Annotated in this window: 3 protein-coding genes; all 3 read right to left on the bottom strand. The window is 48.4% G+C overall.

Annotated features, from left to right (window positions below; translation table 11 throughout):
- Positions 1 to 354: 354 nt before the first annotated feature.
- The 3 genes from E2I05_RS01400 to E2I05_RS01390 all read right to left on the bottom strand — a co-directional run bounded on the left by E2I05_RS01400 (position 355) and on the right by E2I05_RS01390 (position 19,030).
- Positions 355 to 16,368: a VCBS domain-containing protein gene (locus E2I05_RS01400; protein ID WP_133309430.1), complete on the bottom strand. Its 16,014-nt coding sequence runs from the start codon at positions 16,366 to 16,368 to the stop codon at positions 355 to 357.
- 374 nt (positions 16,369 to 16,742) lie between these two features.
- Positions 16,743 to 17,906 (bottom strand): heme biosynthesis HemY N-terminal domain-containing protein, encoded by a 1,164-nt coding sequence (locus tag E2I05_RS01395; protein ID WP_121854135.1) that lies wholly within the window; start codon positions 17,904 to 17,906, stop codon positions 16,743 to 16,745.
- Positions 17,903 to 19,030 (bottom strand): uroporphyrinogen-III C-methyltransferase, encoded by a 1,128-nt coding sequence (locus E2I05_RS01390; RefSeq protein WP_121854134.1) that lies wholly within the window; start codon positions 19,028 to 19,030, stop codon positions 17,903 to 17,905. The genes E2I05_RS01395 and E2I05_RS01390 overlap by 4 nt, the downstream gene beginning before the upstream one ends.
- Positions 19,031 to 19,049 lie beyond the last annotated feature (19 nt).

The following is a 19,049-nucleotide window of genomic DNA, read 5'->3' as shown; positions in this document are numbered from 1 at the left end:
CCGTGAGAAGTAAATATTTTATACAAATATGAAGTAGAATTAGAGTCTAATCAGATTAACTCTACACGTCAATTTTTTGACATTCTGATTAAATACGTAATTTTTTACATCCCTCTTTCGAGGGGTTTAATACCAATCACACTGATTAACTATCTTTTTAGGGCGCATTTGCTAAGTAGTACAAGGCACAACGATGAGTCATATCCTTAGCTACGGGGGAAAAATTACAACACAGTAATGGCGAAGCGAATACTCAATTTAACATAGTTAATTGGCGCTAATGGTTTAAGTCAATCGAACAATAAAAAAGCCTCTTATGAAGAGGCTTAATAAATGATTGATATTGCTTAAATGCTAAGGAATATGGTTACCATCGACCGATAATGTAATTCTCAATTCATCCTCTGAGCTTCCACTTGTTTGAATTGCACTATTAGCAGAATTAAAGCTATTTTCTGTATCTATGATCAACGGGCCATCACCATTTTCACCGAGTAGGTTTTGTAGTACTTGGGCCTCTGTGAGCGTCTTTTTATTAAAGAGGTCTCGATTAATTAACTCAATTTGTTGATCGGTATAATCGCCTTGACCATCGACATCAATATTAATAAAAGTGGAGCCATCAACAAAAGAAATACTTAAAAAGTTTTCTATCGTATTAAGATCTTCGCCTTGCAACAAATCACTGAGATCTAACGTATCAAAATCAAATTCGAAATCCTCAATCTGATCTTTACCACCGTCAGCATCCCCTGCTTGCCAAACAAAAGTATCAAACGTTTTTTGACCGCCGCCCTTTAAAAAATCATCTCCTCTCCCGCCAATAATCAAGTCATCTCCTATATTACCATTGATATTATCATCGCCATTGCCACCAACTACGACATCATTACCTTGTTTGCCTTTAATCGTGACGTTGCCGCCATCAGGGTTCGCAATAATCACATCATTATTTTCATTACCGGTTAACTCGTTAGACAATACGATTGCAACATCCGTATCTGACTCTGTACGCCCATCATGGATTGAATATGCAAAGCTTCCATTATCAATTAAATCTACTGAGACAACACCGTTTACAGCTTCAGTAACATGAGCACTATCAGTTACCGTGTCGGAATACATCAACCATTCTTCTGGGATATCAATTGTTGAACCATCGCTCATATTAGAAATAATGCTGTATGTATTTGCACTAAGAGGTGGATACAGTTCAGTGTCGTATAATACCGCTAACTCAATAGTCTTAGAAACTGAGTTTTGAAATTGTCCACTTTCAACACTTGTCACAGTAACCACAACATCAAAATTACCAACATGGTCAACTCTTATTGATAATGAATTCAAATCCCATTCTGAAACGTCCACAGTTCCGTTTGGACCAACTTTAACTTCTACTTTTTCACCATTATTCAAACCTTTTAATATTGCACCTTCAGGCAGACCTGAAAGCGTCACTATCATTGTTTCAGAACCGTCGTTGTCATTGAGCGCCGCATTAATATTGCTCAGTTTAATATCGGTATTCTCAATGCCTTCATTGATAGACTCTGAAAACTCAATATTATCAAGCAGTGCACCATGTGAATCAGCATCATCACCTTCAAAGGTAATACGGTATTTACCGGACGCTTCTACTTTAAAAAATTCTTGAATCTCTAGCCATTTATTTACACTAGAAAAGTTAATATCCCTCAGAGTAATAACCTCTCCAGTCAGTTCTCCATCATCATTAACCTTTTGCAGCTTTACAGTAAAGTTTGAATTACTAGCAGTTGTATCCTGGCGGGCAGCGGCTTCAAAATTGAGTGAATAAAATTTACTGGCGTCTAGGACGACATCCAAAAATAAGGTGTTGTCTCCTTCGCGATTTTCAAGCTCAAGCACATCTCCATGGTCTTTAGAAGCATCCTCATTTAAATAAGTAGACGCTTTACCAATCTCCACTGTTCCATATTGATTGTTAGAGCCCCAATTTCCTGTAAACATATCATTCAAAACGGATACTTGAACATTTTGATCGTTAGAAATACTTCTATTGGTCACCACACCTTCAAAGTTTAACGAAGCTAACAGTGAGCCAGCCTCAAGTGATAGAGTCGGTTCACTGGCAGGGGAACCTGTATCTGCATCTGCATCGGTACCTGTGATTTTAATTGTCAATGTCGCCGTATCGCTGCCACCACTCCCGTCTGAAACGGTATAAGTAAACACATCGTAGGCAAGTTCTCCTTCTGCAAGATCTTGAGTAACTTCTCGTGATTCATCTAAACGATAGGTGAATTCGCCATTCGACTGGAGTTGTAAGAAACCATATGTACCGCTAATTTCATCACCCACATTGTACGTCACGCCATTGAATTCAACCCTTGTAACCGTAAGTGAGTTATGGTTATTGTCAATGTCGGTGTCATTATCAAGTACATTACCTGTGGCTTCATTATTTACCGCCGCTGGAATGGTGGTTCCGAACACCGAGCCAATTCCATCATAGATAACCACCACTTCTGATGTGCCATTGATAGGATCGACAAGCAGAATAGTGTTACCTGAAAACACATAGAGATTGCCATCATGTCCAGAGACTAGGCCATAATTGCCGGTGGTTAGACCTAAGTCACTAATGACTTCATTTACCGTCGCTTTCCCAGTTGTTTCATTTATTACGACTTCATATAGTGCGCCATCATATGTGGTCCAATACATTTTACCGTTATGAAAGGCTAAGTCGCCGGCTGAAAAGACGCCAAGGTTGTCATAGGCATGTAGAACGCTGCCATCTGTAGGATCTAATTCATAAATCGCATCACCAGCGGCAGCATAGAGTCGACCATCATCTGAGAAGGTCAGCGCATTAGCCCGTACGTCAAGTTCCTCATTAATAGGTGTCACTTCTCCGCTCAGTTTATCAATTGTGTATAGGCTATTAAAGTTGATGCCGAATAACTCACCTGATTGTGATATTGCTACGTCAGTAAATATCGTCCCAGTATCAGCAATTTTAGTATGAGCGCCTGTGCTTAAGTTAACTAAAGCTAAATTTCCACGACTATCGACAACATAAGCTGTGTTGTAGGCAATGTCTGACTCTTTCATTTCAACAGTGTCAGCTTCGGCATGTGGCGCATCGTTGGTGCCATTGATGGTGATGGTGACCGTCGTCGTGCTGTCATCACTTAAGGTCACCGTAAACACTTCTATGTGCTCTTCGCCTTCAGTTAACCCATTTACCGTAGCATTGTCGGCGAGCGTAAAGCTCCAACTGCCATCGCTGTTGACCGTGAACTGGCCATAGTCGTTATTAATGGTTTGTGCACTAAAACTCAGGGTCGGATTGTCCGCATCACTGCCGGTTAGCGTGCCTGTGACTGGCGCTTGCTCGCCTTCGGTCACACTGCCGCTGTCGGCGCTGATAACCGGTGCATCATCGGTACCTGTAATGGTGATGGTGACCGTCGTCGTGCTGTCATCACTTAAGGTCACCGTAAACACTTCTATGTGCTCTTCGCCTTCAGTTAACCCATTTACCGTAGCATTGTCGGCGAGCGTAAAGCTCCAACTGCCATCGCTGTTGACCGTGAACTGGCCATAGTCGTTATTAATGGTTTGTGCACTAAAACTCAGGGTCGGATTGTCCGCATCACTGCCGGTTAGCGTGCCTGTGACTGGCGCTTGCTCGCCTTCGGTCACACTGCCGCTGTCGGCGCTGATAACCGGTGCATCATCGGTACCTGTAATGGTGATGGTGACCGTCGTCGTGCTGTCATCACTTAAGGTCACCGTAAACACTTCTATGTGCTCTTCGCCTTCAGTTAACCCATTTACCGTAGCATTGTCGGCGAGCGTAAAGCTCCAACTGCCATCGCTGTTGACCGTGAACTGGCCATAGTCGTTATTAATGGTTTGTGCACTAAAACTCAGGGTCGGATTGTCCGCATCACTGCCGGTTAGCGTGCCTGTGACTGGCGCTTGCTCGCCTTCGGTCACACTGCCGCTGTCGGCGCTGATAACCGGTGCATCATCGGTACCTGTAATGGTGATGGTGACCGTCGTCGTGCTGTCATCACTTAAGGTCACCGTAAACACTTCTATGTGCTCTTCGCCTTCAGTTAACCCATTTACCGTAGCATTGTCGGCGAGCGTAAAGCTCCAACTGCCATCGCTGTTGACCGTGAACTGGCCATAGTCGTTATTAATGGTTTGTGCACTAAAACTCAGGGTCGGATTGTCCGCATCACTGCCGGTTAGCGTGCCTGTGACTGGCGCTTGCTCGCCTTCGGTCACACTGCCGCTGTCGGCGCTGATAACCGGTGCATCATCGGTACCTGTAATGGTGATGGTGACCGTCGTCGTGCTGTCATCACTTAAGGTCACCGTAAACACTTCTATGTGCTCTTCGCCTTCAGTTAACCCATTTACCGTAGCATTGTCGGCGAGCGTAAAGCTCCAACTGCCATCGCTGTTGACCGTGAACTGGCCATAGTCGTTATTAATGGTTTGTGCACTAAAACTCAGGGTCGGATTGTCCGCATCACTGCCGGTTAGCGTGCCTGTGACTGGCGCTTGCTCGCCTTCGGTCACACTGCCGCTGTCGGCGCTGATAACCGGTGCATCATCGGTACCTGTAATGGTGATGGTGACCGTCGTCGTGCTGTCATCACTTAAGGTCACCGTAAACACTTCTATGTGCTCTTCGCCTTCAGTTAACCCATTTACCGTAGCATTGTCGGCGAGCGTAAAGCTCCAACTGCCATCGCTGTTGACCGTGAACTGGCCATAGTCGTTATTAATGGTTTGTGCACTAAAACTCAGGGTCGGATTGTCCGCATCACTGCCGGTTAGCGTGCCTGTGACTGGCGCTTGCTCGCCTTCGGTCACACTGCCGCTGTCGGCGCTGATAACCGGTGCATCATCGGTACCTGTAATGGTGATGGTGACCGTCGTCGTGCTGTCATCACTTAAGGTCACCGTAAACACTTCTATGTGCTCTTCGCCTTCAGTTAACCCATTTACCGTAGCATTGTCGGCGAGCGTAAAGCTCCAACTGCCATCGCTGTTGACCGTGAACTGGCCATAGTCGTTATTAATGGTTTGTGCACTAAAACTCAGGGTCGGATTGTCCGCATCACTGCCGGTTAGCGTGCCTGTGACTGGCGCTTGCTCGCCTTCGGTCACACTGCCGCTGTCGGCGCTGATAACCGGTGCATCATCGGTACCTGTAATGGTGATGGTGACCGTCGTCGTGCTGTCATCACTTAAGGTCACCGTAAACACTTCTATGTGCTCTTCGCCTTCAGTTAACCCATTTACCGTAGCATTGTCGGCGAGCGTAAAGCTCCAACTGCCATCGCTGTTGACCGTGAACTGGCCATAGTCGTTATTAATGGTTTGTGCACTAAAACTCAGGGTCGGATTGTCCGCATCACTGCCGGTTAGCGTGCCTGTGACTGGCGCTTGCTCGCCTTCGGTCACACTGCCGCTGTCGGCGCTGATAACCGGTGCATCATCGGTACCTGTAATGGTGATGGTGACCGTCGTCGTGCTGTCATCACTTAAGGTCACCGTAAACACTTCTATGTGCTCTTCGCCTTCAGTTAACCCATTTACCGTAGCATTGTCGGCGAGCGTAAAGCTCCAACTGCCATCGCTGTTGACCGTGAACTGGCCATAGTCGTTATTAATGGTTTGTGCACTAAAACTCAGGGTCGGATTGTCCGCATCACTGCCGGTTAGCGTGCCTGTGACTGGCGCTTGCTCGCCTTCGGTCACACTGCCGCTGTCGGCGCTGATAACCGGTGCATCATCGGTACCTGTAATGGTGATGGTGACCGTCGTGCTGTCATCACTTAAGGTCACCGTAAACACTTCTATGTGCTCTTCGCCTTCAGTTAACCCATTTACCGTAGCATTGTCGGCGAGCGTAAAGCTCCAACTGCCATCGCTGTTGACCGTGAACTGGCCATAGTCGTTATTAATGGTTTGTGCACTAAAACTCAGGGTCGGATTGTCCGCATCACTGCCGGTTAGCGTGCCTGTGACTGGCGCTTGCTCGCCTTCGGTCACACTGCCGCTGTCGGCGCTGATAACCGGTGCATCATCGGTACCTGTAATGGTGATGGTGACCGTCGTCGTGCTGTCATCACTTAAGGTCACCGTAAACACTTCTATGTGCTCTTCGCCTTCAGTTAACCCATTTACCGTAGCATTGTCGGCGAGCGTAAAGCTCCAACTGCCATCGCTGTTGACCGTGAACTGGCCATAGTCGTTATTAATGGTTTGTGCACTAAAACTCAGGGTCGGATTGTCCGCATCACTGCCGGTTAGCGTGCCTGTGACTGGCGCTTGCTCGCCTTCGGTCACACTGCCGCTGTCGGCGCTGATAACCGGTGCATCATCGGTACCTGTAATGGTGATGGTGACCGTCGTCGTGCTGTCATCACTTAAGGTCACCGTAAACACTTCTATGTGCTCTTCGCCTTCAGTTAACCCATTTACCGTAGCATTGTCGGCGAGCGTAAAGCTCCAACTGCCATCGCTGTTGACCGTGAACTGGCCATAGTCGTTATTAATGGTTTGTGCACTAAAACTCAGGGTCGGATTGTCCGCATCACTGCCGGTTAGCGTGCCTGTGACTGGCGCTTGCTCGCCTTCGGTCACACTGCCGCTGTCGGCGCTGATAACCGGTGCATCATCGGTACCTGTAATGGTGATGGTGACCGTCGTCGTGCTGTCATCACTTAAGGTCACCGTAAACACTTCTATGTGCTCTTCGCCTTCAGTTAACCCATTTACCGTAGCATTGTCGGCGAGCGTAAAGCTCCAACTGCCATCGCTGTTGACCGTGAACTGGCCATAGTCGTTATTAATGGTTTGTGCACTAAAACTCAGGGTCGGATTGTCCGCATCACTGCCGGTTAGCGTGCCTGTGACTGGCGCTTGCTCGCCTTCGGTCACACTGCCGCTGTCGGCGCTGATAACCGGTGCATCATCGGTACCTGTAATGGTGATGGTGACCGTCGTCGTGCTGTCATCACTTAAGGTCACCGTAAACACTTCTATGTGCTCTTCGCCTTCAGTTAACCCATTTACCGTAGCATTGTCGGCGAGCGTAAAGCTCCAACTGCCATCGCTGTTGACCGTGAACTGGCCATAGTCGTTATTAATGGTTTGTGCACTAAAACTCAGGGTCGGATTGTCCGCATCACTGCCGGTTAGCGTGCCTGTGACTGGCGCTTGCTCGCCTTCGGTCACACTGCCGCTGTCGGCGCTGATAACCGGTGCATCATCGGTACCTGTAATGGTGATGGTGACCGTCGTCGTGCTGTCATCACTTAAGGTCACCGTAAACACTTCTATGTGCTCTTCGCCTTCAGTTAACCCATTTACCGTAGCATTGTCGGCGAGCGTAAAGCTCCAACTGCCATCGCTGTTGACCGTGAACTGGCCATAGTCGTTATTAATGGTTTGTGCACTAAAACTCAGGGTCGGATTGTCCGCATCACTGCCGGTTAGCGTGCCTGTGACTGGCGCTTGCTCGCCTTCGGTCACACTGCCGCTGTCGGCGCTGATAACCGGTGCATCATCGGTACCTGTAATGGTGATGGTGACCGTCGTCGTGCTGTCATCACTTAAGGTCACCGTAAACACTTCTATGTGCTCTTCGCCTTCAGTTAACCCATTTACCGTAGCATTGTCGGCGAGCGTAAAGCTCCAACTGCCATCGCTGTTGACCGTGAACTGGCCATAGTCGTTATTAATGGTTTGTGCACTAAAACTCAGGGTCGGATTGTCCGCATCACTGCCGGTTAGCGTGCCTGTGACTGGCGCTTGCTCGCCTTCGGTCACACTGCCGCTGTCGGCGCTGATAACCGGTGCATCATCGGTACCTGTAATGGTGATGGTGACCGTCGTCGTGCTGTCATCACTTAAGGTCACCGTAAACACTTCTATGTGCTCTTCGCCTTCAGTTAACCCATTTACCGTAGCATTGTCGGCGAGCGTAAAGCTCCAACTGCCATCGCTGTTGACCGTGAACTGGCCATAGTCGTTATTAATGGTTTGTGCACTAAAACTCAGGGTCGGATTGTCCGCATCACTGCCGGTTAGCGTGCCTGTGACTGGCGCTTGCTCGCCTTCGGTCACACTGCCGCTGTCGGCGCTGATAACCGGTGCATCATCGGTACCTGTAATGGTGATGGTGACCGTCGTCGTGCTGTCATCACTTAAGGTCACCGTAAACACTTCTATGTGCTCTTCGCCTTCAGTTAACCCATTTACCGTAGCATTGTCGGCGAGCGTAAAGCTCCAACTGCCATCGCTGTTGACCGTGAACTGGCCATAGTCGTTATTAATGGTTTGTGCACTAAAACTCAGGGTCGGATTGTCCGCATCACTGCCGGTTAGCGTGCCTGTGACTGGCGCTTGCTCGCCTTCGGTCACACTGCCGCTGTCGGCGCTGATAACCGGTGCATCATCGGTACCTGTAATGGTGATGGTGACCGTCGTCGTGCTGTCATCACTTAAGGTCACCGTAAACACTTCTATGTGCTCTTCGCCTTCAGTTAACCCATTTACCGTAGCATTGTCGGCGAGCGTAAAGCTCCAACTGCCATCGCTGTTGACCGTGAACTGGCCATAGTCGTTATTAATGGTTTGTGCACTAAAACTCAGGGTCGGATTGTCCGCATCACTGCCGGTTAGCGTGCCTGTGACTGGCGCTTGCTCGCCTTCGGTCACACTGCCGCTGTCGGCGCTGATAACCGGTGCATCATCGGTACCTGTAATGGTGATGGTGACCGTCGTCGTGCTGTCATCACTTAAGGTCACCGTAAACACTTCTATGTGCTCTTCGCCTTCAGTTAACCCATTTACCGTAGCATTGTCGGCGAGCGTAAAGCTCCAACTGCCATCGCTGTTGACCGTGAACTGGCCATAGTCGTTATTAATGGTTTGTGCACTAAAACTCAGGGTCGGATTGTCCGCATCACTGCCGGTTAGCGTGCCTGTGACTGGCGCTTGCTCGCCTTCGGTCACACTGCCGCTGTCGGCGCTGATAACCGGTGCATCATCGGTACCTGTAATGGTGATGGTGACCGTCGTCGTGCTGTCATCACTTAAGGTCACCGTAAACACTTCTATGTGCTCTTCGCCTTCAGTTAACCCATTTACCGTAGCATTGTCGGCGAGCGTAAAGCTCCAACTGCCATCGCTGTTGACCGTGAACTGGCCATAGTCGTTATTAATGGTTTGTGCACTAAAACTCAGGGTCGGATTGTCCGCATCACTGCCGGTTAGCGTGCCTGTGACTGGCGCTTGCTCGCCTTCGGTCACACTGCCGCTGTCGGCGCTGATAACCGGTGCATCATCGGTACCTGTAATGGTGATGGTGACCGTCGTCGTGCTGTCATCACTTAAGGTCACCGTAAACACTTCTATGTGCTCTTCGCCTTCAGTTAACCCATTTACCGTAGCATTGTCGGCGAGCGTAAAGCTCCAACTGCCATCGCTGTTGACCGTGAACTGGCCATAGTCGTTATTAATGGTTTGTGCACTAAAACTCAGGGTCGGATTGTCCGCATCACTGCCGGTTAGCGTGCCTGTGACTGGCGCTTGCTCGCCTTCGGTCACACTGCCGCTGTCGGCGCTGATAACCGGTGCATCATCGGTACCTGTAATGGTGATGGTGACCGTCGTCGTGCTGTCATCACTTAAGGTCACCGTAAACACTTCTATGTGCTCTTCGCCTTCAGTTAACCCATTTACCGTAGCATTGTCGGCGAGCGTAAAGCTCCAACTGCCATCGCTGTTGACCGTGAACTGGCCATAGTCGTTATTAATGGTTTGTGCACTAAAACTCAGGGTCGGATTGTCCGCATCACTGCCGGTTAGCGTGCCTGTGACTGGCGCTTGCTCGCCTTCGGTCACACTGCCGCTGTCGGCGCTGATAACCGGTGCATCATCGGTACCTGTAATGGTGATGGTGACCGTCGTCGTGCTGTCATCACTTAAGGTCACCGTAAACACTTCTATGTGCTCTTCGCCTTCAGTTAACCCATTTACCGTAGCATTGTCGGCGAGCGTAAAGCTCCAACTGCCATCGCTGTTGACCGTGAACTGGCCATAGTCGTTATTAATGGTTTGTGCACTAAAACTCAGGGTCGGATTGTCCGCATCACTGCCGGTTAGCGTGCCTGTGACTGGCGCTTGCTCGCCTTCGGTCACACTGCCGCTGTCGGCGCTGATAACCGGTGCATCATCGGTACCTGTAATGGTGATGGTGACCGTCGTCGTGCTGTCATCACTTAAGGTCACCGTAAACACTTCTATGTGCTCTTCGCCTTCAGTTAACCCATTTACCGTAGCATTGTCGGCGAGCGTAAAGCTCCAACTGCCATCGCTGTTGACCGTGAACTGGCCATAGTCGTTATTAATGGTTTGTGCACTAAAACTCAGGGTCGGATTGTCCGCATCACTGCCGGTTAGCGTGCCTGTGACTGGCGCTTGCTCGCCTTCGGTCACACTGCCGCTGTCGGCGCTGATAACCGGTGCATCATCGGTACCTGTAATGGTGATGGTGACCGTCGTCGTGCTGTCATCACTTAAGGTCACCGTAAACACTTCTATGTGCTCTTCGCCTTCAGTTAACCCATTTACCGTAGCATTGTCGGCGAGCGTAAAGCTCCAACTGCCATCGCTGTTGACCGTGAACTGGCCATAGTCGTTATTAATGGTTTGTGCACTAAAACTCAGGGTCGGATTGTCCGCATCACTGCCGGTTAGCGTGCCTGTGACTGGCGCTTGCTCGCCTTCGGTCACACTGCCGCTGTCGGCGCTGATAACCGGTGCATCATCGGTACCTGTAATGGTGATGGTGACCGTCGTCGTGCTGTCATCACTTAAGGTCACCGTAAACACTTCTATGTGCTCTTCGCCTTCAGTTAACCCATTTACCGTAGCATTGTCGGCGAGCGTAAAGCTCCAACTGCCATCGCTGTTGACCGTGAACTGGCCATAGTCGTTATTAATGGTTTGTGCACTAAAACTCAGGGTCGGATTGTCCGCATCACTGCCGGTTAGCGTGCCTGTGACTGGCGCTTGCTCGCCTTCGGTCACACTGCCGCTGTCGGCGCTGATAACCGGTGCATCATCGGTACCTGTAATGGTGATGGTGACCGTCGTCGTGCTGTCATCACTTAAGGTCACCGTAAACACTTCTATGTGCTCTTCGCCTTCAGTTAACCCATTTACCGTAGCATTGTCGGCGAGCGTAAAGCTCCAACTGCCATCGCTGTTGACCGTGAACTGGCCATAGTCGTTATTAATGGTTTGTGCACTAAAACTCAGGGTCGGATTGTCCGCATCACTGCCGGTTAGCGTGCCTGTGACTGGCGCTTGCTCGCCTTCGGTCACACTGCCGCTGTCGGCGCTGATAACCGGTGCATCATCGGTACCTGTAATGGTGATGGTGACCGTCGTCGTGCTGTCATCACTTAAGGTCACCGTAAACACTTCTATGTGCTCTTCGCCTTCAGTTAACCCATTTACCGTAGCATTGTCGGCGAGCGTAAAGCTCCAACTGCCATCGCTGTTGACCGTGAACTGGCCATAGTCGTTATTAATGGTTTGTGCACTAAAACTCAGGGTCGGATTGTCCGCATCACTGCCGGTTAGCGTGCCTGTGACTGGCGCTTGCTCGCCTTCGGTCACACTGCCGCTGTCGGCGCTGATAACCGGTGCATCATCGGTACCTGTAATGGTGATGGTGACCGTCGTCGTGCTGTCATCACTTAAGGTCACCGTAAACACTTCTATGTGCTCTTCGCCTTCAGTTAACCCATTTACCGTAGCATTGTCGGCGAGCGTAAAGCTCCAACTGCCATCGCTGTTGACCGTGAACTGGCCATAGTCGTTATTAATGGTTTGTGCACTAAAACTCAGGGTCGGATTGTCCGCATCACTGCCGGTTAGCGTGCCTGTGACTGGCGCTTGCTCGCCTTCGGTCACACTGCCGCTGTCGGCGCTGATAACCGGTGCATCATCGGTACCTGTAATGGTGATGGTGACCGTCGTCGTGCTGTCATCACTTAAGGTCACCGTAAACACTTCTATGTGCTCTTCGCCTTCAGTTAACCCATTTACCGTAGCATTGTCGGCGAGCGTAAAGCTCCAACTGCCATCGCTGTTGACCGTGAACTGGCCATAGTCGTTATTAATGGTTTGTGCACTAAAACTCAGGGTCGGATTGTCCGCATCACTGCCGGTTAGCGTGCCTGTGACTGGCGCTTGCTCGCCTTCGGTCACACTGCCGCTGTCGGCGCTGATAACCGGTGCATCATCGGTACCTGTAATGGTGATGGTGACCGTCGTCGTGCTGTCATCACTTAAGGTCACCGTAAACACTTCTATGTGCTCTTCGCCTTCAGTTAACCCATTTACCGTAGCATTGTCGGCGAGCGTAAAGCTCCAACTGCCATCGCTGTTGACCGTGAACTGGCCATAGTCGTTATTAATGGTTTGTGCACTAAAACTCAGGGTCGGATTGTCCGCATCACTGCCGGTTAGCGTGCCTGTGACTGGCGCTTGCTCGCCTTCGGTCACACTGCCGCTGTCGGCGCTGATAACCGGTGCATCATCGGTACCTGTAATGGTGATGGTGACCGTCGTCGTGCTGTCATCACTTAAGGTCACCGTAAACACTTCTATGTGCTCTTCGCCTTCAGTTAACCCATTTACCGTAGCATTGTCGGCGAGCGTAAAGCTCCAACTGCCATCGCTGTTGACCGTGAACTGGCCATAGTCGTTATTAATGGTTTGTGCACTAAAACTCAGGGTCGGATTGTCCGCATCACTGCCGGTTAGCGTGCCTGTGACTGGCGCTTGCTCGCCTTCGGTCACACTGCCGCTGTCGGCGCTGATAACCGGTGCATCATCGGTACCTGTAATGGTGATGGTGACCGTCGTCGTGCTGTCATCACTTAAGGTCACCGTAAACACTTCTATGTGCTCTTCGCCTTCAGTTAACCCATTTACCGTAGCATTGTCGGCGAGCGTAAAGCTCCAACTGCCATCGCTGTTGACCGTGAACTGGCCATAGTCGTTATTAATGGTTTGTGCACTAAAACTCAGGGTCGGATTGTCCGCATCACTGCCGGTTAGCGTGCCTGTGACTGGCGCTTGCTCGCCTTCGGTCACACTGCCGCTGTCGGCGCTGATAACCGGTGCATCATCGGTACCTGTAATGGTGATGGTGACCGTCGTCGTGCTGTCATCACTTAAGGTCACCGTAAACACTTCTATGTGCTCTTCGCCTTCAGTTAACCCATTTACCGTAGCATTGTCGGCGAGCGTAAAGCTCCAACTGCCATCGCTGTTGACCGTGAACTGGCCATAGTCGTTATTAATGGTTTGTGCACTAAAACTCAGGGTCGGATTGTCCGCATCACTGCCGGTTAGCGTGCCTGTGACTGGCGCTTGCTCGCCTTCGGTCACACTGCCGCTGTCGGCGCTGATAACCGGTGCATCATCGGTACCTGTAATGGTGATGGTGACCGTCGTCGTGCTGTCATCACTTAAGGTCACCGTAAACACTTCTATGTGCTCTTCGCCTTCAGTTAACCCATTTACCGTAGCATTGTCGGCGAGCGTAAAGCTCCAACTGCCATCGCTGTTGACCGTGAACTGGCCATAGTCGTTATTAATGGTTTGTGCACTAAAACTCAGGGTCGGATTGTCCGCATCACTGCCGGTTAGCGTGCCTGTGACTGGCGCTTGCTCGCCTTCGGTCACACTGCCGCCGTCGGCGCTGATAACCGGTGCATCATCGGTACCTGTAATGGTGATGGTGACCGTCGTCGTGCTGTCATCACTTAAGGTCACCGTAAACACTTCTATGTGCTCTTCGCCTTCAGTTAACCCATTTACCGTAGCATTGTCGGCGAGCGTAAAGCTCCAACTGCCATCGCTGTTGACCGTGAACTGGCCATAGTCGTTATTAATGGTTTGTGCACTAAAACTCAGGGTCGGATTGTCCGCATCACTGCCGGTTAGCGTGCCTGTGACTGGCGCTTGCTCGCCTTCGGTCACACTGCCGCTGTCGGCGCTGATAACCGGTGCATCATCGGTACCTGTAATGGTGATGGTGACCGTCGTCGTGCTGTCATCACTTAAGGTCACCGTAAACACTTCTATGTGCTCTTCGCCTTCAGTTAACCCATTTACCGTAGCATTGTCGGCGAGCGTAAAGCTCCAACTGCCATCGCTGTTGACCGTGAACTGGCCATAGTCGTTATTAATGGTTTGTGCACTAAAACTCAGGGTCGGATTGTCCGCATCACTGCCGGTTAGCGTGCCTGTGACTGGCGCTTGCTCGCCTTCGGTCACACTGCCGCTGTCGGCGCTGATAACCGGTGCATCATCGGTACCTGTAATGGTGATGGTGACCGTCGTCGTGCTGTCATCACTTAAGGTCACCGTAAACACTTCTATGTGCTCTTCGCCTTCAGTTAACCCATTTACCGTAGCATTGTCGGCGAGCGTAAAGCTCCAACTGCCATCGCTGTTGACCGTGAACTGGCCATAGTCGTTATTAATGGTTTGTGCACTAAAACTCAGGGTCGGATTGTCCGCATCACTGCCGGTTAGCGTGCCTGTGACTGGCGCTTGCTCGCCTTCGGTCACACTGCCGCTGTCGGCGCTGATAACCGGTGCATCATCGGTACCTGTAATGGTGATGGTGACCGTCGTCGTGCTGTCATCACTTAAGGTCACCGTAAACACTTCTATGTGCTCTTCGCCTTCAGTTAACCCATTTACCGTAGCATTGTCGGCGAGCGTAAAGCTCCAACTGCCATCGCTGTTGACCGTGAACTGGCCATAGTCGTTATTAATGGTTTGTGCACTAAAACTCAGGGTCGGATTGTCCGCATCACTGCCGGTTAGCGTGCCTGTGACTGGCGCTTGCTCGCCTTCGGTCACACTGCCGCTGTCGGCGCTGATAACCGGTGCATCATCGGTACCTGTAATGGTGATGGTGACCGTCGTCGTGCTGTCATCACTTAAGGTCACCGTAAACACTTCTATGTGCTCTTCGCCTTCAGTTAACCCATTTACCGTAGCATTGTCGGCGAGCGTAAAGCTCCAACTGCCATCGCTGTTGACCGTGAACTGGCCATAGTCGTTATTAATGGTTTGTGCACTAAAACTCAGGGTCGGATTGTCCGCATCACTGCCGGTTAGCGTGCCTGTGACTGGCGCTTGCTCGCCTTCGGTCACACTGCCGCTGTCGGCGCTGATAACCGGTGCATCATCCACTGGCGTCACTTCGATATTGAGGGTCGCAGTGCTGCCAGTATTGGTGGTGTACGTGACAGTAGGAGTGGTACCATTCCAGTGGTCGTTCGGCGTGAAGGTGTAGCTGCCATCGACATTGATGATCAACACGCCACCTTCTAGTGTGACGGAATCGCCTGCGGCTATTGTGTTGCCATTGACTTCATAGCTCGTGACACTTAGGTCGCTTTCTACGTCGGAGTCGTTGCTCAGTACATTGCCGCTAGCGATATTGTCTTCGGCCACTGTATTGGTGTCGTTTTCTAATATTGACGCATCATCCACTGGCGTCACTTCGATATTGAGGGACGCTGTGCTGCCAGTGTTGGTGGTGTACGTAACAGTAGGAGTGGTGCCATTCCAGTGATCGTTCGGCGTGAAGATGTAGCTGCCATCGGCGTTGATGATCAACTCGCCACCTTCTAGTGTGACGGAGTCGCCTGCAGCTATTGTTTGACCATTTATTTCATAAGTAACAATCGTTATTAATGAATCAAGATAAATGTCATTGGCTAGCACATTTCCAGTTGCAACTGAATCTTCAGAGATACTGTTTGAATCATCAACAGTTTGAGTATCGAACTCAATGACATCTGAAATTTGTGCTGGTTGTATAGCTTGATTTTGTGGCGCAATGTTAACCGTGTTTGTATCAAAGGTTGTTGATGCAAGCGTTTCAACACCAGTACGACTGACTGATGTAAAGTCGATGCCACCTTGGTTACTTATTTGTCCACCAGCTGCTGTTTCAGGCAGTTCTTCGGTCGGATCATCACCAGATTCAATCAGTTGTTGCAGTGCTTCTATTTCAGCAAAAGCATCATCTGCTGATGGTTCGGTTTGAGTAAAATCTTGTTGATTATGTGTGGTGCCATCTTGCAAACGTAATTCAAAGCTAGCATTTTCTGCAACAAATAATGTGCTGCCTTGCTGAATTTCTTGTCCTAATACTACAGGTTGCTGTTGCCCATTAACCTTTATGCTTAGCCCATTTGGGGCAGCCGTAATCACACCATTTTGAGTGGTTATTATTTTATTCATTTGTAGTAGCTCCCAACAACCGTGTCAGGCAAGAAATTCATTGCCTACTTTGTATTTTTATTTATTTGGTTTTACTGTGCTTATTCTAACCATGTCCAAAATTTAGGTCAAACTTTTGACACTTTTATTAATGACCACTACTTCATTATTTTTATTGCAAAAAATTGGATTATCATTGTCAAGATAATGAAAAAGCTCACTTTGAATTACGAGAAGTTGTGATTTAAGAGTTGGAATAAAAGCCATCAACAATGGTTAATGGCTCCATCACTGGAGGAAAAATAACGTGTACTGTGTAGTAAAATATTTAATGAAAGATTCAAAATCTATAATAATACTTTTAACTTACTACGTAAGAACGACTTATAGAAATATCATTGAACTGCTTTCCGATAGCAAGCTAAAGTGTCACTTTGCTCTCCCAGTTGCTCATGGATCTTCGCCAGTGCAACCCAAGACTCTGCATTTGGACTGATACTATTTGCCGTTTGCCAATGTTGCTTCGCTAAGTCAAGCTCTCGTTTTTGAGAATGCAACTTAGCAACACACTGTTGATAACTAACATTACTGGCTTCAACTTTAGCTTTTGATTTCAACAATTTTCTGATGTTGCTATCTTCGGCATTGACCATATCCGGTAATGCATCGTATAACTCATTTGATGATGTTTGTTTAATCGATTTTTCTATCATTTTTAATGCCGTGTCTTTTTTCTGGTTGCGACACAACCCCATACAGTATTGGGCAATATTACGTGGTTCTTTACGTTCTGCTCGACTTAGCCAATGCCATGATTTATCTAATTCAGCAGCGCCTTTTTCAGCTGCCTGTTTAAGCAAGGCCTGATTTGTTTCCATAGTCAATTGCGCAATTTTATCATTTGTCAGTAGCTGCTTTTTTTGTACAGCCGGCAATATCAGCTTAATGGCTTGCCAATCTTGTTGTTGGCGATATAAATCTAACGCTAATTGAACGACTGAAGTTTTGCTTATTTTCGTCGGTTGTAAACTATCTAATTGCGCTCTGGCTGCAGTAAGTTCACCTTGTTGCATGAAATAACGGGTACGAATGACACTTAACGCTTGCTTCGTATTCGCCAATTTTTCAACTTCTGATAAATATTCATCTCGCTGTGATATGCGTTGTTGGTGTTGAGCCGCCCTCGCGGCTGCAAGCCAGTTTAGAGTAGGTATTTCGCCATTTCCAGCACCTCGAAGCATAGACTTCTCGGCGGCGGCCCAATCTTCTTCAGCCAATGCGAGTGCCCCTGCAAGCGTGTGCTTTCTTGCATTCTTTTTCCGCCAGCGCTGTGGCAGCCAGCTTTGTTTAATAAATAGGTTCAGTACAGACACGATGAGCCATTCAACCGCCTGCAATGCACTATAAAAAATAACAATGGCAACAACAGCGAACACGACACTCGTTTCTAATTCGTATTCACCAATCGCAATGTACAAATAGCCTTTACTTTCAATTATCCAAGGGCTGATGCACACTCCCAATATAATAATTAATGCATACACTAAAGTCCGGATCATAAATCATTCTCCGTACTTGACTGTAATTCACCATAGGTAGTTAATTGCTTTAGTAATGGTAATGACGCAAATTTTTTAATAGAGATTTGTTGTAACGATAGTTTGCGGAGCTTATCAATGCTATTAAGGATTTCCTTCGTTTCTTGCGCTTCTAAATCAAAATATTCAAACACCCATTGGCGTACTAACGACATAGACTGTCGATAGTTCAGTTCATCGTTTCGATATAAGGCTAATTGAGATTGTAAAAGTTTATTTTTGATATTTTGAGTAAGATACCAACTTTGTTGCAACGACATTAAGGGGGCAACATCCCCTTTTCGTTTACGAATTTTAATAAAATCTTGAGTCAAAGCGCGCCATGTTTTATCAAGATTGTTATGCCAATCACTGACTGAAGTGCTCAGCTCTACCATTTCATCTTCTGATTCAGACGCTTGGTTCGCTTGATTTAATGGTAAATGTTCTATTTGAACGATCAGGCCATCAATTGCAAACACTGTCCCAGATATATCGACACGTTTAATTGATTTAACTTGGCTAATATCTTGAGCTAATGCTTTGCGAATGGGTAACAGTGATGGATCACGCATAGCGGCTACTTGACCATCTGCCGCTTTTAATAATCCCACACTTGTTGAGAGATCTCGTTCTAGCCAGAGTTTTCTTCCTGCCATTTCGACCAAATATTCTGCTTCTGCCGCCATCCAATGACTAGGGTTTCTTTTAGCTAAACTGGCAACACTATCTTGAATTAATTTTTGCTGAGCTGAAAGTTTATTCAATTGCTTATTGAATTGTTCCGCATTATTATCCAATTCAGCTGTCGTGGTCCTTTGTAAGTCTACGTGTTGCTGGATTTGATTAAGCTGCTGGGTTAATAACGCAAGACTGTCACCCTTTTTTTGATATTCAAGGTAAGCGTAATAACCACCAGTAATAAGCACACCACTTACAAGGAAAGATAAGAAAATAAAAAACTTAACCATGCCTGAAGTACCATGAACGATTTGCTGGGCACTCGGTTTACTGGCTTCTTTGGCTTCTGCAGGCTCAGTTACCGTAGTTTCAGACTTAGCTGCCGATGGCTTCAATCGCTCTTTTTCTTGAGACTTATTTTCCATGCAAAGATCCTTGGTAGAA

The organism is Parashewanella spongiae (genome assembly GCF_004358345.1).
In the GTDB taxonomy this organism is placed as follows: Bacteria; Pseudomonadota; Gammaproteobacteria; order Enterobacterales; family Shewanellaceae; genus Parashewanella; species Parashewanella spongiae.
Note: the sequence above shows the minus strand (reverse complement) of the source record. Positions and strands in the feature narration are given on the sequence as shown.

Bases quoted from the DNA above. Each gene is read 5' to 3' on its own strand.
- E2I05_RS01400 (WP_133309430.1), bottom strand. From the start codon at position 16,368: ATGAATAAAATAATAACCACTCAAAATGGTGTGATTACGGCTGCCCCA.
- E2I05_RS01395 (WP_121854135.1), bottom strand. From the start codon at position 17,906: ATGATCCGGACTTTAGTGTATGCATTAATTATTATATTGGGAGTGTGC.
- E2I05_RS01390 (WP_121854134.1), bottom strand. From the start codon at position 19,030: ATGGAAAATAAGTCTCAAGAAAAAGAGCGATTGAAGCCATCGGCAGCT.